Origin of the sequence: Streptomyces sp. NPDC051677 (assembly GCF_044453465.1) — a bacterium.
Lineage (GTDB): Bacteria > Actinomycetota > Actinomycetes > Streptomycetales > Streptomycetaceae > Streptomyces.
The window spans coordinates 464,789-486,913 of sequence record NZ_JBITCT010000001.1 but is presented as its reverse complement, the minus strand read 5'-3'; the positions used below and the strand labels follow the sequence as shown (position 1 = coordinate 486,913).

At 68.2% G+C, this 22,125-nt stretch carries 11 protein-coding genes and 2 pseudogenes; 5 read left to right on the top strand and 8 right to left on the bottom strand.

The features are described 5' to 3' along the window. Positions 1-71: 71 nt before the first annotated feature. Both ACIBAF_RS02100 and ACIBAF_RS02095 read right to left on the bottom strand, forming a co-directional pair. Positions 72-1,232 (bottom strand): acyltransferase family protein, encoded by a 1,161-nt coding sequence (locus ACIBAF_RS02100; RefSeq protein WP_399461150.1) that lies wholly within the window; start codon positions 1,230-1,232, stop codon positions 72-74. Positions 1,233-1,297: 65 nt separating this feature from the next. After that, the gene (locus tag ACIBAF_RS02095; RefSeq protein ID WP_399461149.1) at positions 1,298-5,590 is read right to left on the bottom strand and encodes an FG-GAP-like repeat-containing protein; all 4,293 of its coding nucleotides are present in this window, start codon (positions 5,588-5,590) and stop codon (positions 1,298-1,300) included. 519 nt (positions 5,591-6,109) lie between these two features. Here ACIBAF_RS02095 and ACIBAF_RS02090 point away from each other — a divergent pair. Continuing rightward, the gene (locus tag ACIBAF_RS02090) at positions 6,110-12,397 is read left to right on the top strand and encodes an RHS repeat-associated core domain-containing protein (RefSeq protein WP_399461148.1); all 6,288 of its coding nucleotides are present in this window, start codon (positions 6,110-6,112) and stop codon (positions 12,395-12,397) included. A 188-nt stretch (positions 12,398-12,585) separates the two neighbouring features. Here ACIBAF_RS02090 and ACIBAF_RS02085 read toward each other — a convergent pair whose 3' ends face one another. Further along, on the bottom strand, positions 12,586-13,254 hold the full coding sequence (locus ACIBAF_RS02085) for an ATP-binding protein (protein WP_399461147.1): 669 nt from the start codon (positions 13,252-13,254) through the stop codon (positions 12,586-12,588). A gap of 132 nt (positions 13,255-13,386) precedes the next feature. On the opposite strand from ACIBAF_RS02085, the gene ACIBAF_RS02080 reads away from it, so the two are divergent. Together ACIBAF_RS02080 and ACIBAF_RS02075 are read left to right on the top strand one after the other, a co-directional pair. Next, entirely contained in the window at positions 13,387-14,214 is an 828-nt protein-coding gene (locus ACIBAF_RS02080; protein WP_399461146.1) for a helix-turn-helix domain-containing protein, read from the top strand. Beyond that, positions 14,195-14,383, top strand: coding sequence for a DUF397 domain-containing protein (locus ACIBAF_RS02075; protein WP_399461145.1), 189 nt, complete (start codon positions 14,195-14,197; stop codon positions 14,381-14,383). Before ACIBAF_RS02080 ends, ACIBAF_RS02075 begins: the two co-directional genes overlap by 20 nt. On the opposite strand, the gene ACIBAF_RS02070 is transcribed toward ACIBAF_RS02075, so the two are convergent. Then, on the bottom strand, positions 14,367-15,536 hold the full coding sequence (locus tag ACIBAF_RS02070) for a steroid 3-ketoacyl-CoA thiolase (RefSeq protein WP_399461144.1): 1,170 nt from the start codon (positions 15,534-15,536) through the stop codon (positions 14,367-14,369). The two genes, ACIBAF_RS02075 and ACIBAF_RS02070, sit on opposite strands and share 17 nt — an antisense overlap. A gap of 174 nt (positions 15,537-15,710) precedes the next feature. Between ACIBAF_RS02070 and ACIBAF_RS02065 the strand changes: the two genes are divergently transcribed. Further along, the gene (locus ACIBAF_RS02065) at positions 15,711-16,946 is read left to right on the top strand and encodes a cytochrome P450 (RefSeq protein ID WP_399461143.1); all 1,236 of its coding nucleotides are present in this window, start codon (positions 15,711-15,713) and stop codon (positions 16,944-16,946) included. A gap of 162 nt (positions 16,947-17,108) precedes the next feature. Here ACIBAF_RS02065 and ACIBAF_RS02060 read toward each other — a convergent pair whose 3' ends face one another. The 4 genes and pseudogenes from ACIBAF_RS02060 to ACIBAF_RS02045 all read right to left on the bottom strand — a co-directional run. Continuing rightward, positions 17,109-17,531, bottom strand: a complete 423-nt coding sequence (locus ACIBAF_RS02060) for a transglycosylase SLT domain-containing protein (protein ID WP_399461142.1) — start codon at positions 17,529-17,531, stop codon at positions 17,109-17,111. 329 nt (positions 17,532-17,860) lie between these two features. Continuing rightward, a complete protein-coding gene (locus ACIBAF_RS02055; RefSeq protein ID WP_399461141.1) occupies positions 17,861-18,799 on the bottom strand; it encodes an ECF transporter S component in 939 nt (312 codons plus the stop codon). After that, positions 18,796-20,516, bottom strand: a pseudogene (locus ACIBAF_RS02050) (ABC transporter ATP-binding protein). Before ACIBAF_RS02050 ends, ACIBAF_RS02055 begins: the two are co-directional and overlap by 4 nt. Beyond that, positions 20,513-21,078 (bottom strand): annotated as a pseudogene (locus ACIBAF_RS02045) (energy-coupling factor transporter transmembrane protein EcfT); the annotation flags it as partial. The pseudogenes ACIBAF_RS02045 and ACIBAF_RS02050, both read right to left, overlap by 4 nt. Between ACIBAF_RS02045 and ACIBAF_RS02040 the strand changes: the two are divergent. Then, entirely contained in the window at positions 21,077-22,057 is a 981-nt protein-coding gene (locus tag ACIBAF_RS02040) for an RNA-guided endonuclease InsQ/TnpB family protein (protein WP_399461338.1), read from the top strand. The pseudogene ACIBAF_RS02045 and the gene ACIBAF_RS02040 overlap by 2 nt on opposite strands. Positions 22,058-22,125: the final 68 nt, after the last annotated feature.

Sequence of the window (22,125 nt, the reverse complement as noted above, 5' to 3'; positions counted from 1 at the left end):
CAACAAGTGCAACGCGTCGTACGACCTCGTGCCGTTCTGGATCAATCCCACGCTGGTCTGTCTGGCGCTCATCACCGTGGGGAGCCTGATCGCGGCCGTCGCGCTGACGGTTGCGCGCCACTGGCCGCGTGAACGGCCGACGGCCGGCCCACCCGGCCTCGCAGCCACCGCTCCGCAGGCCGCTCCACCCACTGATACGCCAGCGCCGCGAGGGTGAGACTGACGACCACCACGCCCGCCCAGAACACGAGCGTCTCGCCGCTGCCACTGCCGGGGCCGGGCTTGCCCCACTGGAAGACGGCCGCGCGGATCACCACCTCATGGATGAGATACCAGGCGAACGACCAGTGTCCCAGCCTGATCATCCAGGCCCCGCCCAGCCCGGTCCGCCTGCCGTCCAGGTCGGCGCGGGCGGCGGCGCAGATCAGAGCCGCGAAGAGGGGCGCGGAGAGCAACTGCGAGGCGGAGTAAGGGCTGTACCAGAGGGCGTCCGGCACCCGGTTCGACCAGGGAATCAGGACGAGGTGCCAGCCGACGAGAAGCCCGATGGCGATGGGCAGCGACACCGGAGGCCGCCACCCGCGCTTGAGCGCGAGCCCGGCGACCACCCCGAGCACGAACTGCAGGAACCGGGGCAGTGGCAGGTAGTCGAGGGCCCAGGTCCGGTGAGTGGCCGACAGGCCGGACAGGGCAGGCCACAGCACGAGAGCGGCACAGCTGACGGCGACGGCCGTCCAGCCCCAGACCCTGGCCCGCCGCCCGGCGAGCAGCGCCAGCAGCACCGGGAAGGCCAGATAGAAGAAGGCCTCATCACTGAGCGACCAGGCGGCCGGATTGCCGCCGGTGAAGATGACCGGCTCCGGAAACCACGCATGCACCAGCAGCAACGTCGCGACGACGGCCTTCAGGGACACGGCGCGATCCATCACCGCCCAGACGGCGACGGACCCCGCGACGCTGACGGCAAGCATCGGCCAGATCCGGGCGAACCGCCGCCACAGGAACACCCGGGCGGGGACGCCGGCGCCGTCGTAGGTCCAGGCGAGAACGACGCCCGACAGCACGAAGAAGAACGTGACCCCACTACGCCCGTACCAGACAGCGTCACTGACCCCCGGCACGGTCCCCACCTGTCGCGACAGGTGATACAGCACGACAAGCAGCGCCGCCCAGAAACGCAGCCCGGTCAGCGAGGGCAGCCGGTCGCGGCCGGGGGCGGGTATGGAGGTCATCGAGGGAAGAGCGTACGGGGCACACGGACGGACCGCATGCCCCGCCCCGCTTTGCCGCGTTGACGTCAGTTGTAGGGGGTGACGAGCTTCATGGGCTCGTAGGGATAGGTGCCGGTGGGAGCGGTCCAGCCGGCGAGGCCGCCCTTGAAGGTCGAGTCCGCGGCGGACCAGTTCCACGTCCAGGTCTGGACGCTGGAGTCCTGCTTGCGCAGGGCGGCCAGATCGTCGTATCCGTCGCCGTTGAAGTCACCGGTGGCGAGCTGGGTCGCATTGATGTCCCAGCTCTTCTTTCCGTCAAGGGTGACCTTCGCCGAGCCGAACTGGTCTGCGCCCTTGATGGACTCGGCGAACATGGTGGAGACCTTGTCGCTGCCGTCGGCGTAGTCGTACCAGATCATGATGTCGTCGCGGCCGTCGCCGCGGAAGTCACCGGCGTGCGGGGTGGCCTGGTCCCAGTCGAGGGAAGACGTGTACCACCAGGACGTCGGCTTCTCGAAGCCTCCCGTGACGTTGGCGAGGAACGTGTGCGTGCGGATCGTGTCGTCGCCCTGGCCGTAGAAGACGGCGATGTCGTCGCGGCCGTCCGCGTTGAAGTCGCCGGTGGTGAACTTGCAGCGGCTGCGCAGCCAGGTGCCCGAGGGCGCCGACCAGGACTCGAAGTGGTTGTTGAAGCCGCCGCGGACGTCGGCGGTGAGGGTGAACAGCTTGGTGGTGCCGTCGGGATAGGCGTACCAGATCGCGACGTCGTCCCGGCCGTCGCCGTTGAAGTCGCCGGCCTCCGGGGTCATGTAGGTGCCGTGCATGACGTTGGGCCCGACCTTCCACGAGGAGAACGGCGCGGCGAAGCCGCCGCCCGCCTGCCCGAGGAAGGTCAGCATCCTGATGCTGGTGTCGCTCTGCGGGTGCAGGGCCGCGAGGTCGCCGCGTCCGTCGCCGTTGAAGTCGCCGGTCACGAACTTCATGTACCTGGCGTCGTACACGCCGGCCGCTGCCGCGTATGACTTGAGCGGCTCCTTGAAGGTGCCGTCGGAATTGGTCAGCAGGCTGTAGGCGGCGTCGGTGCCGGCGTCGAAGTCGTTCCACCAGGCCAGGTCGCTGCGGCCGTCGCCGTCGTAGTCGTGACGCACCCCGGAGCCGTTGGACCACAGGGCCTGGCTCTTCGCGTTGTAGACGACCAGGTTGCCCTTGTCCTGGAGCAGGACGTAGCCCTCGCCGGTCAGGTTGGGGGTGGTGTCCGCGGTCAGTCCGGTGGTCCACAGCTTGGTTGTGCCGTCTTTGCTGTAGACGGTGAGGTTGCCGTTGGCTTCCACGCGGGTGGTGGCGTCCGGGTTGCCCGAGGTCTTGGACGACCAGACGACGGTCCCCGCCTTGGACGTGACCGTGAGATTGCCGTCGCCCTTCATGGTCAGGGTGGCGGAGTTGGACGTGATGGACTGGCCGGAGGCGAGCGCGGTGCCGGGCACGAGACGGACGCCGCCGGTGATGCCGTCGATGCTGAAGGCGGTGCCGAGGCCCGTGAGCTGACCGTTGGCGGCCTTGCCGGGCCAGCCGGTCATCGTGTTGTCGGCCTTACGGGTCCAGAGATCGAGAACGCCGTCGCCGGTGAGGTCACCGGAGGTGCCGAGGGTGGGGTAGTCGGCCTTTTTGAAGCCGGTGGCGATCTGGGTGGGGTTGGCTCCCCAGGTGGCGAGGTTGAGCTTGCCGGTGTCCGGATTTTTCGTTCCGTAGGAGCGGAAGACCTTGCCGGTGGCGTCCTCGCGGAGGATCAGGTCGGGGACGGTGTCGGCGTTCAGGTCACCGGGGGCGACCACGGTGAACTTGGTCCAGTCGGCTCCGCCGGCGAGGGGCGGGTGGAGTTCCACCCGGTCGAGACGATCCGTGCGGTTGCCGAAGTAGACCCAGAGGTTTCCGCCCTGCCTGACCAGGATGTCTGGGCGGTCGTCGCCGTTGACATCGCCGCCTGCGATGACCTGCTCGGCGTTGTACCAGTGATCGTCGCTGCCTGAGCTCACTCGCAGCGTCTGCGGTTCGTCCCGGTCAATGCTTCCCTGGCCGTTGTTGGAATAGACGCGCAGCTTGTTCCTCTGGTTGCTGTCCTCGTGTTCCAGGGAGACGAGGTCGTTGTAGCCGTCGTGGCCCCAGTCGCCGGAGAGACCGACCTGTCGGCCGGGGAAGGTGCCGCCTGCGTTGGTGGCGGCGTAGAAGTGGCCGCCCTCCTGGCCGGCGTGGGTGAGGAGAGTGCCGTTCGCGTCGGTGCTCCAGATGTCCTTGAACTTGTCTCCGTTCAGGTCACCGGGCTCGTCGCGGTCCGTGGCGCGCGTGGCGTAGTACAGGTAGACGGCGGTGTCGGAGCGGTTGCCGGCCGAGTCCACGCTGTATGCGTACACCAGGTGCGGGCCGTAGGAAGGAACCGTGAACTGCGCCCAGGCGGCGTCCGGCGGTACGTCCTCGAGATCGGGCTTGGTGTCCGTCCACCAGAAGTAGGCCTTCACGTCCCTCACGCCGTTGGGGGCGAGCTGGAAGCGTGCGGTGGCACGGGCCGGACCGGTCAGCTCCGGCCAGCCCTTGTCTCCTGAGGGGTACTTGTTGTCCTGGGAGGTGATGACGGGCGGCTTGCTGGGACGGACGCGGTCGAGAGTGAACGTGCAGGTCTTGCTGTACGGCGACAACGCGCCGTCCGAGTCCTTGGCCCGGACCTTCCAGGTGTACGTCCCGCTCGGGGTCTTGTCCGCAGGCAGTACGACGGTGGGGACGCGTCCGCGCACCGCCGGGACGCTGCTTTGGTAGACAGGGGTGGTTGAACCGGCCGCGAAGAGCTGGAACTCGGCGGTCAGGTTTCCGGGGTCGGGGTCGTCGACCTTCGCGTGCAGGCTGACCGAGGTGTTGCCGATGGTGCCGCCCGCGGTGCAACTGGTACTCGGATAGGTGCCCAGTTCGGTCGGGGTCTTGGGCGGGTTGTTGTAGACGATCTCCAGGACCGCGGTCTTGGGGTCGAACTTCTTCCAGCCGAAGGTGTCGGTCTCGTCGGCGGCGTACATGCCCAGGGTGACGTTAGCGGCGTCGTTGGCAGCCGCCTTGCGGACCACGCCGGTGGCGTTGAACTCCAGGTTGCCGGCCGGGCAGTCACTGCTCCAGCCCTTCGCGGCGTTGACGGTGTCCAGCGGCACCGAGTTGGTCTTGCCGGGCTGGTTCTTCCACGTGGTCTTGTCGGAGATGCCGCCGACCTCGAACAACCGGACCTCGCGGGCCTGGCAGGACCAGGACCAGGTGTTGCGGATCCGGAAGGTCGCGGACTTGACCTGCGCCCCTTGAGCAGCGCTGGTGTCCATCTGGAAGAAGGAGCGCGATACCCGGTCCTGGCCACCGGTCTCGGCCTCGTAGCCGACGCGTACCACCTCCTTGGCATCCCAGAACGACGTGTCGGGGTAGGCCTGGTAGACCCTCGTCCAGTGGGTACGGACGTTGCTGGACCAGGTGGGGTCGATGTAGACCGGGTAGGTGGTGCTGGCGCCGGTCAGTAGCCCCTGCTCCGGGGTGATCGTCAGCGTGTCGCCACTCACGGCGGTGGCCATGGCCGCGTCCTTGGCCCCGGCGCCGGGGTCGAAGGCGGCCTGTGTGGTGGACGCAGTCACGGTGACGGAGGAGAGCAGCTGCTTGGCCTGGGAGGTGGTGGGCCGGCTGGAGTCCCACATCATGGGGGTGGGGCTGGTGAACACGGTCTGCCCCGCCGGGTCGGTCGCCTCAAGTGCCCCGGTCTCGCTGTCCTTGGATACTCCGAGGCCCACCGTGCCGATGGTGAACTGGAGTTGGGCCAGCTCCGGGTTCTTGGCGGCCTCGGCGTTCTTGACCACCAGCAGCTGGGAGAACCCCTCGACCTCCGCCTTCAGCTGCAGATCGACGCCGTGCAGGACCTCCGCATAGGTGGCGACGTTCCCTGCCAGCGTGGGCTTGGGCAACGCCTTGGGCCAGGTCAGCGACAGAGTGCGGCCGTCACGGTTCCCGGTGAGCATGGGGCCGGTGCCACCGCCCGAGAACCGGACGGAGACCGCGGCAGCCTTGGGCACCACGGAACCGTCGGAGGCGAAGACCAGTGTGGCGTCGGTCCCGACCCATGCCCCGTTCCGCAATACCCGCACGGCACTGCCGTACTGCTGAACCGACACCGAACCGTCCGGCTTGGCCCACGTGTCACTCGACTCGGTGCGGGCGGAGACCACTTCGACCGGCCGGCCGGAGGCCTGCGCATCGGCGAGGGCTTTGTCCTCCTCGGTCATCGAGCCGTCGGCGACCGGGTCGGACGCTGCGGTGAGCGCCTTGGAGGGCTGCTCCGGTGCAGCTGCGGACGCATTGGCAGGCAATATCGGCACCAGAAGACCGGCGGTCAGGATTCCGGTCAGCAAGCGGAATCTACGCCTTCGGAAAATTGCCCCACCCTCGTGTTCTCTGGACACGACTCAAATCCCCAATCCCTGCGCCCTGATTTCGCGCAACTCTATCGGTGGCGCGTCCAGGTATGTCACACGGATTCACGGTCCGGCAGCAACAGGAAAACATGGAGAACGTGTGTATTTGATGTGGAGGTGAGCAAATCGCCGCCCTGGCCAAAACTTGCCACAGTGGCTTGAACTGCAACTTTACCGATCCATGGAAAACTCACATCTAGCTCAAATGTGACGTCAGGTGGTCGTGATTTCTAGTTGTTTCGGTGCACATCAAGGCGGGAAATCTATTTCGCGCGGCCGATCTTCCTGTTACCTTCTGGGGGCTTTGTTTACCTTCACGAGGGGTGGGGCGTGAGCCGGTACGGCGCGCGTAGATGGGGCGGCCTTATTTCTGCTGCCCTCATACTGGGAATGCTTCCTGCGAACAGCGTGGCAATGACATCGTCCGGTAAGGGAGCCAGCGTTCCCGAGCCGAAGCAGCCGCCGACCGTGGCGGTGAAGCCGATGGCTGTCGGCAGCACGGACCATCGGCCCGACGACGTGCGCCCATGGAAGGCGCCGAAGGTCGCCTGGCCGGAACCCGGCACCGCCACCGTGCAGTTGAGCTCTGCGACCACCAAGTCCGTTGCGAAGAGCGCGGATTCGCTGCCGGTTGCCTTGACGGCGCCTCCCGCCAACCGACGGTCCACCGCCACACCACCGGCCAAGGCGACCGTCACGCTCGCCGATCAGAAGACCGCCCGCAGGGCCGGCGTCGACGGCATGCTGTTCTCCTTGGCTCGCGCGGACGGCAGCACTGCCGCGGGCACCGCCTCTGTGCAGGTGGACTACAACTCCTTCAGGGGTGCCTACGGCGGCGACTGGGCGTCCCGCCTGCGCATGGTGCAACTGCCCGCCTGCGCGCTGACCACCCCGGACAAGCCTGTCTGCCGCATCGGCAAGCCGCTGCCCACGACGAACAACACCAAGACCGGCACCCTGACCGCGAACGCCACCCTGCCCGCAGCTTCGAGTGCGTCCACGAGTACGTCTACGGTCACCAAGTCGGCGACTCTGTCCGCGGCGACGGTGCTGGCCGCCACCGCCGGGGCGTCAGGCGCCAGCGGCGACTACAAGGCAACCTCCCTACAGGCCTCCGGCTCCTGGACGGCGGGCGGTTCGACCGGCGGGTTCTCCTGGTCGTACCCGATCGACACCCCGGCCGTACCGGGCGGCCTGAAGCCCAACGTGTCGCTGGGCTACGACTCCAAGGCCGTCGACGGCCGCACCTCGGCCTCCAACAACCAGCCCTCCTGGATCGGCGACGGCTGGGACTGGCAGCCCGGCTACGTCGAGCGCCGCTACAAGTCCTGTGAGGACGACAAGGACAAGGCCGGCGCCACCAACACCACGAAGGTCGGCGACCAGTGCTGGTACAACGACAACGCCGTCATGTCCCTGGGCGGCAAGACCATCGACCTCGTCAACGACAAGAACGAAGGCTGGCACGCGGTCTCGGACGACGGTGAGAAGATCGAGAAGCTCACCGGCGCCGCGAACGGCGATGACGGCACGGACGGCGTCGACGGCAAGGGCGAGTACTGGAAGGTCACCACGGCCGACGGCACCCAGTACTTCTTCGGCCGCAACAAGCTCCCGGGCTGGAGCGACAACGGCACCGCCGCCGACGACCCGGTGACCAACTCGACCTGGACGGCGCCGGTCTTCGGCAACCACTCCGGCGAGCCCTGCTACAACGCCTCCTTCGCCTCCGCCTGGTGCCAGCAGGCCTGGCGCTGGCAGCTGGACTACGTCGTCGACCCGCGCGGCAACGCGATGGCGTACTACTGGTCCAAGGAGTCCAACAACTACGGCCGCAACGTCTCCGAGACCACCGGCAAGGCCACCGTCACCCCGTATGTGCGCGGCGGCTGGCTGGAGCGCATCGACTACGGCCTGCGCGACGACAAGGTCTACTCGGGCAAGGCGGCGGGCCAGGTCCAGTTCGGCGTGACCTCCCGTTGCCTGACGAACTGCACCTTCGACGACGCCAACGCCGCCAACTGGCCGGACGTCCCCTACGACCAGTACTGCAAGGACGGCTCCACCGAGTGCAAGGACAAGTACTCCCCGACGTTCTGGTCCCAGAAGCGCCTGACCTCCATCACCACCAAGATCCTTACCGGCGGTGCCTACAAGGACGTCGACACCTGGACTCTCGACCAGAACTTCCCGCCTTCCGGTGACGGCATCTCCACCCCGATGTGGCTGAAGTCGATCCAGCACACGGGTAAGGCCGGAGCTGCCGTCGCCCTGCCTGCCATCACCTTCGAGGGCGTGCAGAAGCCGAACCGGGTCGACAAGCTCTACGACAGCCTGGCCCCGTTCGTCCGGCTGCGCATGTCGAAGATCCGCACCGAGACCGGCGGCGCGATCGGCGTCGACTACCTCGACCCCGACTGCACCGCCACCACCCTGCCTGCGGCCGACGCCACCAACACCACCCGTTGCTACCAGGTCAAGTGGCCTTTCGAGGGCGAGGACGCCAAGAAGGACTGGTTCATCACCTACCCGGTCAAGCGCGTCATCGAGGACGACAACCTCGTCGAGTCTCCCGACACCGTCACCGAGTACACCTACCTCGGCGGCGCCAAGTGGGCCAAGAGCACCGACGAGTTCACCAAGTCCAAGGACCGCACCTACTCCGTCTCCCGCGGCTACGAGCGAGTGCAGACCCGCAAGGGCACCGGCGCGGACGCCAGAACCCTGACCGAGAGCCGCTACTTCCGGGGCATCGACGGCGCCGAGGTGAAGGACTCGGCGGGCGTCGCCGTCACCGACAGGGAACAGTTCGCCGGGGCGGTCCGCGAGAACGCGACGTACAACGGCGACGGAGGCGCGCTCGTCTCGGCCACCTCCTACACGCCGTGGCGCTCGGCCGTGGTCGCCACCCGGAGCCGAAGCGAGGCGGACCTGCCGGCCTTGGAGGCCTACCACACAGGCACCGCGGCGGAAGAGACCCGCACCACTGTCACCGGTGGCACCCGCACCACGAAGACCACCCGCGGCTTCGACGCCTACGGCATGGTCACCCAGGTCTCCGAACACGGCGACACCGCCAAGACCGGAAGCGCCACCACGGTCGGCGACGAGAAGTGCACCACCACGACATACCTGCGCAACACCACCGCCTGGATCCTCAACACGGTTTCCCGCGCCGAGACCGTCGCCGCCCTGTGCAACTCCACGGTCAACCGCCCTGAGGACGTCATCGACGACGTCCGCACCTCCTACGACGGCGCTGCCTTCGGGGTCGCCCCCACCAAGGGCCTGGTCACCAGGACCGAGCGAATCAACGGCGCCGGCACGGGCTATGAGTCCACCAGCTCCGTCCCCAGCACCTGCGGCACGGCCAAGAACCAGCTCTGCTACGACCAGTACGGCCGGGGATTGGCAGCGGCGGACGCGTACGGCCAGGTCACGTCCACGGTGTACACCCCCGCCACAGGCGAGAACCCGACCGCCACGACGGTGACGAACCCGCGAGGCCACACCGCCACGACCAAGCTGGATCCGCTGCGCGGCCAGCCGACCGATGCCACCGACATCAACGGCCTGGTCACGTCCACCGCCTACGACGGCCTCGGCCGAACGACGAAGGTATGGCTGCCGACCCGCTCGGCAGTCCAGTTCCCCAACGCGCCCAACTACTCCTACGCCTACCAGGTCCGCACCGACGGCCCGGCCGTCGTCACCACCAAACACCTCGACCACAACTCGAGGTACCAGACCGGCTACGCCTTCTACGACGGCCTTCTGCGAGACCGCCAGACGCAGGCGGTCTCCCCGGACCTGGCCGGACGCCTGGTGACGGAGACGTTCTACAACACGCGCGGTGAGGCCTGGCGCACCTCGGGCAGCTTCTTCGCCACAGGCGCGCCCGAAGCCGTCCTGGTGACCGGACAGGACACCAAGTACCCGTCGTCCACCGAGACCGTCTTCGACGGCGCGGGCCGGCCCACGACTGTGATCGCCAAGAAGTTCGGGGACGAGACCAAGCGCACGGTCACCAGCTACACGGGCGACACCACGACGGTGATCCCGCCCAGGGGCGGCGTCGCGACGACCACGGTGGTGGACGCGCTGGGCCGCACGGCGGAGGTCAAGCAGTACACGAACGCCGACCGCACGGCTTCGCAGTCCATGCGCTACCGATACGACAAACTCGGGCGCCTCGACCAGATCGCAGACGCCTCCGGCGCCAAGTGGACCTACGCATACGACGTCCGCGGCCGTAAGACCGACGTCACCGACCCGGACACAGGCACGTCACACACCGCGTACGACCAGGGCGACCGGGTCACCGACGTCACCGACGCCCGCGGCATCACCCTGCACACCGACTACGACGCGCTGGGCCGCCGGACCGCGGTCAAGAAGGGCACGGCCACGCTTTCGGCCTGGACCTACGACACCGTCTTCAAGGGACAGCCCGCCTCGGCCACCCGCTACATCGACGGCAAGGCCTACGTCACCGAGACCACAGGCTACAACGCCTACAACCAGCCGACCGGAACCAAGGTGACGATCCCGTCCGGCCTCGGCGTGCCAGCCGGCAGCTACGAGTGGTCCAACACCTACGAGGAGCACACCGGTCTGCTCCTCGACACAGATCAGCCGGCGCTCGGCGGTTTGCCTGCCGAGCTCGTCACTTACAGTTACGACGGCGGCGGCCTGCTGTGGACCATGTACGCCGAGAGCGACTCGCTGATCTCGGATACCAGGTACGACCACTACGGCCGCAACACGGTCTTCGAGTACGGCGAGTTCGGCCAGCACATGAGGACCACGAGTGTCTACGACGATCACACCGGCAAGCTGACCGACGCCTACACCGACCGGGACAAGGCCCCCCAACGCATCGAGGACAACCACTACACGTACGACCCGGCCGGGAACATCACCCAGATCGCGACCAACTACGGCCAGGACGCGGCCCGTACCACGGACACCCAGTGCTTCGCCCTGGACGGGCTCGCCCGCATCACCGAGGCGTGGACGAACACGGGCAGCACGTGTGCCGCCGCGCCGTCCGACGCGGTGGTCAGCGGCCAGGACCCGTACTGGACGACGTACGCCTACGACGCGCTCGGCAACCGCAAGACGGAAACCCAGCACAAGACGGCGGGCGGGCCTGTCGCGGACACGGTCCGCACGTACGCCGAGCCGGACGCGGGCACGCACAACCTGCCGGGCGTCACCCAGACCGGCACCGACCCGCACACGGAGACGTACACCTACACGGCGGGCAACACCGAGACCCGCACCTTCAAGCAGGGCAGCACGACGACTGTCGGCCAGGACCTGGACTGGGACGACGAGGGCCACCTCAAGTCCGTCACCGGCAACGGCCAGACCACCAGCTACACCTACGACGTCGACGGCCAGCGTCTGACCCGCACCGACTCGACGGGCACGACGCTCTACCTCCCCGGAGGCAACGAGCTCCAGGTCGACAAGGCCGGCAAGGCCACCGGCACCCGCTACTACAGCACCGGCACGCAGACGGTCGCCATGCGCACCGGCGGCAAGCTGACCTTCCTGCTCGCCGACCACCACGGCACGACCACGACCCAGGTCACCGCGGACGCAACCCAGGCCGTCACCCGCCGCAAGACAGGCATCTTCGGCACCCCGCGCGGCGCCCAGGTCGGCCCGTGGGCCGGCGACAAGGGCTTCATCGGCGGCACGAAGGACGCCGACACGGGCCTGACCCACCTCGGCGCCCGCGAATACGACCCCGCGATCGGCCGCTTCATCAGCGTCGACCCCATCCTCGACCTGAACGACCCCCAAACCGTCAACGGTTACAGCTACTCCGGCAACAACCCGGTCTCTTACAGCGACCCGACCGGCACCATCAAGTGGAACTCCGACGGGACGCAGTGCAGCGGCGGCTGGAAGAAGTGCGGGACGGGGGGCAGCAGCCTTAGCGGCTCCGGGTCGGACGGTGGCGGCGGCTCCGACAATGGGGAGGGTGGTGACAGTGGAAACTTCATTGTCCTCGCCGAAGTTCCCGATCTCGATGAGCTGCCGCAGAAGTACCAGTACCAGGCACCCAACGGCGTGTGCATTTTTGCGGTGGCCAGTAGTTGCTCGCCGCCGGCGAGTTCCTCGCCGACCGCATCAGAGATTCCCGATCTGCCTTGTCCCTCTGGGGAGTCAAAGTGGATCTGCGGTGCCCGGAATCAGCTTTACAAGTTTGGCATGTTGACGGGTATGACGGGTGGATCGATAGGGTTCTTTGGGCTTCGGCCGGGGACGCGTTGGAATCAACTCGTTCGTCTTCCGGAGGGGGTGACGAGGACGCAGTTTTCCGAAATCGGGCGCGTGTTCCAGAAGGGTCTGAAGATCGACGCCAACGTAGTTGTGCAGGGTAGTCGAGTCACGGGAAATGTCACCGGGCGGTCAGATCTGGATATCGCAGTCAGGGTGACCCCGCAGACCTTCGATACTTTGGTGGCGCAGCGTTGGGCTAAGGTGAAGCCTGGGTCTGCGCAGGCGCGCACCCGAGACTGGGCAATCGAAACCGGTAAGATCACGGCGGGTGATGCGAGGCCGAAGCTCAGCGGGCTACGCGATGAGATCCAGGGAATACTTGGAGATGGAATTGATCACGTCGACGTGTCGATTATTAAGATGGGAGGCGCATTCGATAATGGACCCTTCATTGGAATCCGATGATTCGTTTTCGCAAGCTGATATGGATTGCTCTATATATGTCGCCTCGGAGAATCGAGAGGCTCTTCTCGAGTGTGTTGCGCCAAGTGTCGTCGGGAGGGTCGGAGATTACGGCGTCCTGGTGTCCTCGGTGCTAACAGTGCGTGCCGCTCACAACGACTATGAAGGCGGGGTGGTGGACTCTTCAGACTTCATAGGATGGCCCTCCGTTCTTGAGTGCGAACCATTGCCCGGCGCTGAAGTGACGTCATATGTGAGGGCGATCGGCGCATGCATGAATGCGCTGTGGGGGGCGGGCTTTTGCGCGGTGGCCGCATGCTCGTTTGAGGATCATCTTCCATACTCCGGTGGCATCGACCTGTACTCCTGAGGGGCTTCAACGGCGTGTTCATGAGTGGCAGCGGACCAATTCGCCTACCGATCCCGGTGAGACAAGGGGCAGGCTGAAAAGGTCCGGATCTATGGTGCAGCTGGTTCGGAGGCTGGATTGCGGCCAGGTAGGGGCTGCACTCGAACCACACCGTCTTTCCGCCACCGGGCGCCGGTGACACGCCCCACTTGTCGACCAGCGCGTCCAGGAGGAACAGGCCGCGCCCGCCTTCCGAGTCCGGCTGCAACTCTGTTGGAGTGGGGAGGAGTTGGCCGTAGGCGTCCGTTACCTCGGCCCTGACTCCCGTCGGCTGCCTCAGTAGGAGCAGCGTGCAGCGGCGGTCCGGGACGTGGCGAACCACGTTGGCGATCAGTTCCGTTACCGCCAGTTCGACCGTGTCCGTCAGGGGCTCCAGGTTCCAGTCCGTCAGGAATCTGCGGGCGATTCGGCGGATGTGGCGGGCTGAGTGGGCGCCGGCTGTGAGGGGCATGCGGTACTGGGTGGGGGTGGGGGAGGCGTACGTGGAGGGGAAGTTTCCGTTCACGGTACGAGGGTGACCTGGTCCAACTACTGTGGGCTACAGCCTGAATGCAACGCGTGCTTGCGTGAGAGGGGACTCCTCGTGACCCACATCAACGTCCTCGACCCCGGTGCTTCGCCGCTCGACTACTACGGGTTCGAGCTGCGACGGTTGCGGGAGGCGGCTGGACTTACGCAGCGGCAGCTCGGGGACATCCTCAACTACACCGGGTCGCTGGTTGGGCAAGTTGAGACCGCCCGGAAGGTTCCCACCCCTGAGTTCAGTGAGCGGGTGGATGCCGCCCTCGGGACCGGTGGGTTGTTCTCGCGGCTCGTCGAGCTTGTGCTGCGCAGTCAACTTCCGGCCTGGTTCCGGCAGGTGGCTGAGCTGCAGGCGCGGGCCACCGAAATCTACTGCTTCGAGATGGGCATGGTGCCTGGACTGCTCCAGACCAGGGCGTACGCGCGAGCCGTGCTCGGAGTCATCGACCGGGCAGGCCTCGACGACCGCACCGCCGTCCGACTGGCCCGTCAGCGGATCTTCGAGAAGGACGAGCCGCCGCTCTTCTGGGTCGTCCTCAGTGAGGCTGCTCTGCACCAGCAGATTGGTAGCCCCGAGATCATGCGCGAGCAACTGACCCACCTGTTGTCCTGCCTGGACAATCCTCTTATCAACATCCAGGTGTTGCCGTTCTCGGCCGGGGCCCACGCGGGAATGACCGGCTCGTTCGACGTCTATCGCTTCGCGAGCGACCCGGCCATCGTTTATACGGAGGGCTACGGCAGCGCGCACCCCACCGCCAACCCGGACAGCGTCAAGAACTGCTCGCTCCGTTACGATCATCTTCAAGCTGCCGCGCTCTCACTCAAAGACTCTGCGGAGCTGATCCGGCGCGTGATGGAGGAACGCTATGGAGAACAAGTGGCGTAAGTCCAGCTACAGCAGCGACCAGGGCGGCAACTGTGTCGAGATCGCCGAAACCCCCGCCACCATCGCCGTCCGCGACTCCAAGAACCCGGCGGGCCCGATCCTCACGATCAAGCCCGCCGCGTTCTCGACGTTCCTGTCCTGGACGGCGGCGGCTACAGGCGCTGAATGATCGTCCCCGTCGCCAGTGCGCCGCCCGCGCACATGGTCACGAGCGCGAACTCCTTGTCCGTGCGCTCCAGTTCGTGAAGGGCCGTCGTGATCAGGCGGGCCCCCGTCGCTCCGACCGGGTGGCCCAGGGCGATTGCGCCGCCGTTCACGTTGACCTTGTCCAAGGTCTGGTCGAAGACCTTCGACCAGCTCAACACCACTGACGCGAACGCCTCGTTGATCTCGACGACGTCGATGTCCTTCAGCGTCATCCCCGCCTTGCCGAGGACCGCGCGCGTCGCGTCGATCGGGCCGTCAAGGTGGAAGTGCGGGTTCGCGCCCACCAGGGCCTGGGCGACGATCCTCGCCCTCGGCTTCAGCTTCAGGGCTCTGGCCATCCGCTTCGACGACCACATGATCGCCGCCGCGCCGTCGCTGATCTGGGACGAGTTGCCGGCCGTGTGCATCGCCGTCGGCATGACCGGCTTCAGGCGCGACAGGGCTTCCAGGGAGGTGTCGCGGAGGCCCTCGTCCCGGTCCACCAGGCGCCACATGCCCTGTCCTGCCGTCTGTTCTTCCTCCGTCGTCGGGACCTGGACGGCGAAGGTCTCGCGTTTGAAGCGTTCCTCCGACCAGGCGACCGCCGCCCGTTCCTGGGAGAGCAGGCCGAGCCCGTCCACTTCAGCTCTCGTCAGGCCCCGGTGGCGCGCGATGCGTTCCGCCGCCTCGAACTGGTTCGGGAGGTCGACGTTCCACTCCTCCGGGAACGGTTTTCCGGGGCCGTGCTTCGAGCCCGAGCCGAGCGGGACACGGCTCATCGCCTCGACGCCGCAGCTGATGCCGACGTCTATGACGCCCGCCGCGATCATGTTCGCCGTCATGTGGCTGGCCTGTTGCGACGAGCCGCACTGGCAGTCGACCGTGGTCGCCGCCGTCTCGTACGGGAGGCCCATCGTCAGCCAGGCGGTGCGGGCGGGGTTCATGGACTGTTCGCCGGCGTGTGTCACCGTGCCGCCGACGATTTGCTCGACCGCGTCGGCGGGGATGCCGGTGCGGCCGAGGAGCTCGCGGTAGGTCTCGCCCAGGAGATAGGCGGGGTGCAGGTTGGCCAGCGCGCCGCCGCGCTTGCCGATGGGGGTGCGGACTGCTTCCACGATCACGGGTTCGGCGGCCATGGGTGCGGATCCCTTCGGAACTAGTACGTGTTCTAGTTCTCTGCTGTGTGCAGTCTGCTGACGTGATGTGCGTCACCGCAAGGGTCTTGCAGGCTCAAGGCTCCTGAACTACCTTCTCGGCAATCTATTTCTGATGAACCGTCAGATTGCATCGCCAGATGGCTGGAGCCGCCGATGCCCTGTCCAGCGATTCCCGACGGGTTCGACTTCACCGATCCCGACCTGCTGCAACACCATGTGCCGCTCCCGGAGTTCGCCGAGCTGCGGCTCGCCGAACCCGTCCGCTGGATCCCTCAGACGGGCAACGTCGCCGGGTTCCAGGACGAGGGGTACTGGGCGGTGACCCGGCACGCCGATGTGCGGTACGTCTCCACCCACCCCGAGATCTTCTCCTCCTACCTCAACACCGCGATCATCCGGTTCAACGAGCACATCGAGCGCGACTCGATCGACGCCCAGCGGCTGATCATGCTGAACATGGATCCGCCCGAGCACACCCGGGTGCGGCAGATCGTGCAGCGCGGGTTCACGCCGCGGGCCATCCGTGGGCTGGAGGAGCGGCTGCGCAACCGCGCCACCGCCATCGTCGAGAGTGCCCTTGCGCAGGGCGGTTCGTTCGACTTCGTCACGTCCGTCGCCTCGGAGCTGCCCCTCCAGGCCATCGCCGAGCTGATCGGCATACCGCAGGACGATCGCGCCAAGATCTTCGACTGGTCCAACAAGATGATCGCGTACGACGATCCCGAGTTCGCCGTCACCGCCGAGGTCGGGCAGCAGTCCGCCGCCGAGATCCTGGCGTACGCCATGGGTGTGGCCGCCGAGCGGAAGCAGTGCCCTGCTCACGACATCGTGTCGACGCTGGTCGCCGCCGAGAACGAGGGCAATCTCAGCTCCGACGAGTTCGGGTTCTTCGTGCTCATGCTCGCCGTCGCCGGGAACGAGACGACCCGGAACGCCACCACCCATGGCATGCACGCCTTCCTCACCCACCCCGAGCAGTGGGAGCTCTACAAGGCGCAGAGGCCGGGCACCGCCGCCGAGGAGATCGTGCGGTGGGCCACGCCCGTCGTCGCCTTCCAGCGGACCGCCACTCAGGACACGGAGCTCGGCGGGAAGCGGATCAGGAAGGGGGATCGGGTCGGGATCTTCTACGCCTCCGCGAACCGCGACCCCGAGGTGTTCGAGAATCCCGACTCCTTCGACGTCACCCGGGATCCGAACCCCCACCTCGGGTTCGGCGGGGGCGGGCCCCACTTCTGCCTCGGCAAGTCCCTCGCCGTCCTCGAGATCAACCTCATCTTCAACGCCATCGCCGACGCCATGCCCGACCTGCGGCTGGTGGGCGATCCGCGCCGGCTGCGGTCGGCCTGGATCAACGGGGTGAAGGAGTTGCGGGTCAGCGCAACCTGAGAGGGGCGTGGTGTGCCGGCCCTCGACCTCGACCGCTGACGCGGTCGAAACGCCGAAAGCGGCGGCCCCGGGGATCGGGGGCCGCCGCTTTCGGCGCGCAGAGCGCGCGTTCATGGGGGGTGTGGCTCAGTGTGGGGCTGACTGTGGGGCCGACTGTGTGGCTCAGTACCAGCCGTTCGCCTGCCAGAAGGACCAGGCGGCGAGGGGGCTGCCGTAGCGGGAGTTCATGTAGTCCAGGCCCCACTTGATCTGGGTCTTGGCGTTGGTCTTCCAGTCGGAGCCGGCCGAGGCCATCTTGGAGCCGGGGAGGGCCTGGACGAGGCCGTAGGCGCCGGAGGAGGCGTTGGTGGCGTTGACGTCCCAGCCGCTCTCGTGCTTCACGATGTTGGCGAAGGCGTTGTACTGAGCCGTGTTCGGGATCATCTTGTGCGCGATCGCCTGAGCCTGGGAGGCGGAGCTCACGGACGACGTCGCGGCCTGGGCGGGCGCTGCGGAGATCGCCATGCCGGCGGTGGCGGCGGCCACGGCGGCGACGGTGAGGGCCTTCTTCGGGGAAGCGATGCGACGGATGACGGAGACGGACACGGAGAACCTTTTTCTTCGGGGACAGTGGCGTCGCCTGCATGCCGGAGTCACGCGGTGCGTGGCCGCACCGCGTGGTGTGCGGTGGGTGGCTGCATGCGTCGGCGCCGAGGCCCGTGGGGCTCGTCGGCGCCGTGCGACGTCATCCAGAGAAGCAGGATCGGGAGGCGTCCGCAAAGACCCCTTTTGCTAGTTGTCGTCGTATTCGGGAGGGTCGTGTGTCGTGTGAGCTGGCTCTCAATGTGCAGGTCAGAGGCCATGATGGCGTGGACATGGCGTCCGAATTGCCCGACTAGGTTGAGTAGTAGGTGATGTGGGTCATGTGGGGTGGTTCACCGGTCAACGGTCTTCTGGGGCCCTTTTTCGGTCTCCCGCGAGGCCTCGAATGTGACCGCGGTCTCGAAGGCCGCCCGGCGGGTCGCTCTGCGGAGCGCCTTGAGCACCGCGGGGCCGAGAGTGAGGGTCAGGACGACCGTGACCAGCGCCCTGCCCAGGTCCCAGCCCAGCGAGGTCGCCACGCAGTAGGCGACGAAGCGCGCCAGGTTCGACGGGACCGTCCCGTCCGGGTCGAAGGCGACGCCCGAGGCCAGCGCGCCCATGAAGGGCCACCCGGCCAGGTTCATCACCGTGCCGTAGGCGAAAGCGGCCAGGAAGCCGTAGACGGACAGCAGGGCCAGCTCCATACGGCCCCGTAGGCCGCGTAGGCCGCGTAGGCCGCGTAGGCCGCGTAGGCCGCGTAGGCCGCGAGGGCCGCGTACGCGATCCGCGCCCGGTAGCAGGCTCGCGTCCGGTAGCGGGCCCGCGCCCATCGTGAACCAGCCCATCGCCAGCATCTGGAACGGCATCCACGGGCCCACCTCGCCCGTGAGCAGGGCGGACGCGAACATCGTCACCGCGCCCAGGACGAAGCCGAAGCCCGGGCCGAGGACCCGGCCGCTCAGCACCATCAGGAAGAACATCGGCTCGATGCCGGCCGTCCCCGCGCCGAGCGGACGCAGCGCCGCGCCCGTCGCCGCCAGCACGCCCAGCATCGCCACCGCCTTCGCGCCGAGCCCGGACTCCGAGATCGTCGCCGCCACGACCGCGACCAGCAGCACCAGCAGACCCGCGAAGAGCCAGGGGGCGTCCTGGGCGTGGGCGTTCAGCGCGGAGGCGGGCGGGGCCAGGAAAGGCCAGGTGAACGCCACCACCCCCACCGCGCTGACCAGCGCCAACGCGGCGACGGAGCGGGGGCCGAGGTGCACCGGACGGTGCCGGGGCGTCGTCGTCATCGCAGTGCTTCCCGCACCTGGGTGACGGTGAGCCACTCCTGCGGGGCCAGGATCTTCGTCACCTGCGGGGCGAAGGACGGGGAGGAGACGACGACCTCCGCCGTCGGACCGTCGGCGATCGCCTCGCCCTCCGCCAGCAGCACGACCCGGTGGGCCAGCTCGGCGGCCAGTTCCACATCGTGCGTGGCCAGCACGATCGCGTGCCCGGCCGCGGCCAGCCCGCGCAGGACGGCGACCAGGCGGGCCTTCGCCGCGTAGTCCAGGCCACGGGTCGGCTCGTCGAGGAGGAGCAGCGGCGGACGGGCCGTGAGGACGACCGCCAGGGCGAGAGTGAGGCGCTGGCCCTCGGAGAGATCGCGGGGGTGGGTGTCGTCCGGGATGCCGGGGAGGAGCTCCGAGACCAGGGCGCGGCAGGCGCCGGGGGCGGCCTGCGCGTCCCGGTCGGCGGCCGTGCACTCGGCGGCGACCGTGTCGGCGTACAGCAGGTCGCGCGGCTCCTGCGGGACCAGGCCGACGCGGCGGACCAGGTCCCGGGGCGGGGTGCGATGCGGGACCAGGCCGCCGACCCGGACCGTTCCCGCCGACGGCTCGACGAGGCCTACGAAGGCGCCCAGCAGCGTCGACTTCCCGGCGCCGGTGCGGCCCATGAGGGCGATCGTCTCGCCGGGCGCGACCGTGAGGTCGACGTGGCACAGGGCCTGGACGCCCGCCCGGCGGACGGCGAGGGAGCGGGCCTCGGCGGCGCGGGGACGGAGGCGGACGGGACGGGGGGAGGGCGGTGGAAGAGGCGGCGGGCGGGCCGTCCGGCCAGGTCCCGCAGGGATGGCGGAAGGGGGCGCGGAAGGGGTCGCGGAACCTCGTGGGCCACCGCCTGCCCAGCCCGTCCAGCCCCTCCCCCCGAGCTCTCCAGGCGTTCGCGCAGGTCACCGGCCCTTCGTCGGGCGTCCCGGACGGTCAGTGGCAGCGGGGTCCAGCCTGCCAGCCGGCCCGGGTCGACCACCGGCGGGAACACCGGGGAGACGGCCATGACGTCCGCCGGAGCGCCGAGGATCGGAGCCGCGCCGGGGGCGGGGAGCAGGGCGACCTGGTCGGCGTACTGCAGGACGCGTTCCAGGCGGTGTTCCGCCAGCAGCACCGTCGTACCGAGGTCGTGGACGAGGCGCAGCAGGACGGCGAGGACCTCCTCCGCGGCCGCCGGGTCGAGCGCGGAGGTCGGCTCGTCCAGGACGAGCACCCGGGGGTGCGGGGTGAGGACCGAGCCGATCGCGACCCGCTGCTGCTGGCCGCCGGACAGGGTGGCGATGGGGCGGTCGCGCAGACCGGCCAGGCCGAGCAGGTCGAGGGTCTCCTCGACGCGCCGACGCATCACCTCCGGGGGCAGGCCCAACGACTCCATTCCGTAGGCGAGTTCCTCCTCGACCGTGTCCGTCACGAAGTGCGACAGCGGGTCCTGCCCCACCGTCCCCACGACGTCGGCGAGTTCGCGCGGCTTGTGGGTGCGGGTGTCACGGCCGGCGACCGTGACCCGGCCGCGCAGGGCGCCGCCCGTGAAGTGCGGGACGAGCCCGGAGACCGTGCCCAGCAGCATCGACTTCCCAACCCCGGACGGGCCTGCGAGAAACACGAGTTCGCCCTCGGGGATCGTGAAGTCAACGCCTTGGAGGGTGGGTTGAGGGGTGCCGTCGTACGTCACGGAGACGTTCTCGAAGCGGATCACGACTGCTCCTTGGGACGTGCGGGACTTGCGAGGCTTGCGAGGCTTGCGGGACTTGCGGGACTTGCGGGGCTTTCAGGGGCGAGGAACGCGGGCAGCAGGCCGAGGAGTACGGCCGCCGCCGGCCAGAGGGGGAGGGCGGGGCCGTCAGGGGTACGACGCCCGGGTGCAGGTCCGCAGGGGCGGCCGACGCGGCGACGGTGAGGAGCGCCGCGACCGCGCCGCCGGAGACGGCGATGAGACAGGCGCGCGGCGTCCAGCGGTCCGGACGGTACCGGGTGCGTGGCGAGCGACGGCCGCCCAGGCGCAGTCCGGCTACGGCCGCGGCGACTCCGGCGAGCAGCACCGGCACGCCGTACGTCCCGCCCGCGGCGGTGAGCAGACCGTACGTTCCCGCGCAGACGCCGATCAGCCCGCCGAGCGTGAGGGCGGCGGTCGTCCGACGGACGGGGGCGGGGACGTCGGCGGTACGGCCGTACCCGCGGGCGTCCATCGCGGCGGCGAGGGCGACGGAGCGTTCCAGCGCGCCCTCCAGGACCGGCAGGCCCACCTGGAGCAGGCCCCTGCTGCGTGAAGGCTCGTCGGTTGTTCAGCAGCAGGTCGTCCGTGACTTCGGCCGCTCCCGTGCCAAGGCGCACAAGGACATCCGCGAGCGCCTGCCCATGGCGCGCCGGGCCGGGATGCCGCAGTGGAAGACCAGACGCGAGACGTTGCCGTCCCTGAACTACACGCGGCGCGGATTCCGCCTGAAGGACGGGCGGTTGCACCTGGCTGGGGGCATCGTGGTGACGGTGGTGTGGTCGCGGGAACTGCCGGCCGAACCGTCCTCGGTGCGCGTCTACCAGGACAGTCTCGGGCACTGGTACTGCTCCTTCGTCGTGCCCGCCCAGGTCCAGCCCCTGCCGGAGACCGGCCGCGTACTGGGTGTCGACTGGGGTGTGAAGGAGACGGCGACGACCACGACCGACGCCTATGACCTGCCCCACGCCGGGCACGGCGGGAAGGCCCGCAAGAAGGTGGCCCGGTACGACCGGATGACGGCCCGCCGCAGGCCGAAGAAGGGACAGCCGGCATCGAAGGGCTACCGCGAGGCGAAGCGACTGCGGGCGAAGGCCCACAAGAAGGTTGCCAGGCAGCGCACCGACACCGGCCGTAAGTGGGCCAAGAAGGTGGTCCGTGACCACGACGCGATTGCTGTCGAGGACTTCCGCCCCAAGTTCCTGGCCAGGACCACCATGGCCCGCAAGGCCGCCGACGCCGCCATCGGCGCCACCAAGACCGCACTGATCGAGATGGGCCGCAAACACGGCAGGGCCGTGCACCTGGTCCACCCCGCGTACACCACGACGGACTGCGCGCACTGCGATGCGAGAGCCAAGCATCGCCTGCCGCTGGGTGAGCGCACCTACACCTGCACCGCGTGCGGAAATGTGTCCCCACGGGACAAGAACTCCGCACGCGTCATGCTCGTCCGGGCTGGTCTCAACCCGGCTGGTACTGATGGCACAAGGCCTCCTGGAGCGCTGCTCCAGGAGGCTGCCTGAGCCAGGAATCCCCTCCCCCTTCAGGGAGGGGAGGATTCAATCTACCGGCAGGTAGGGAACGGCCTGAG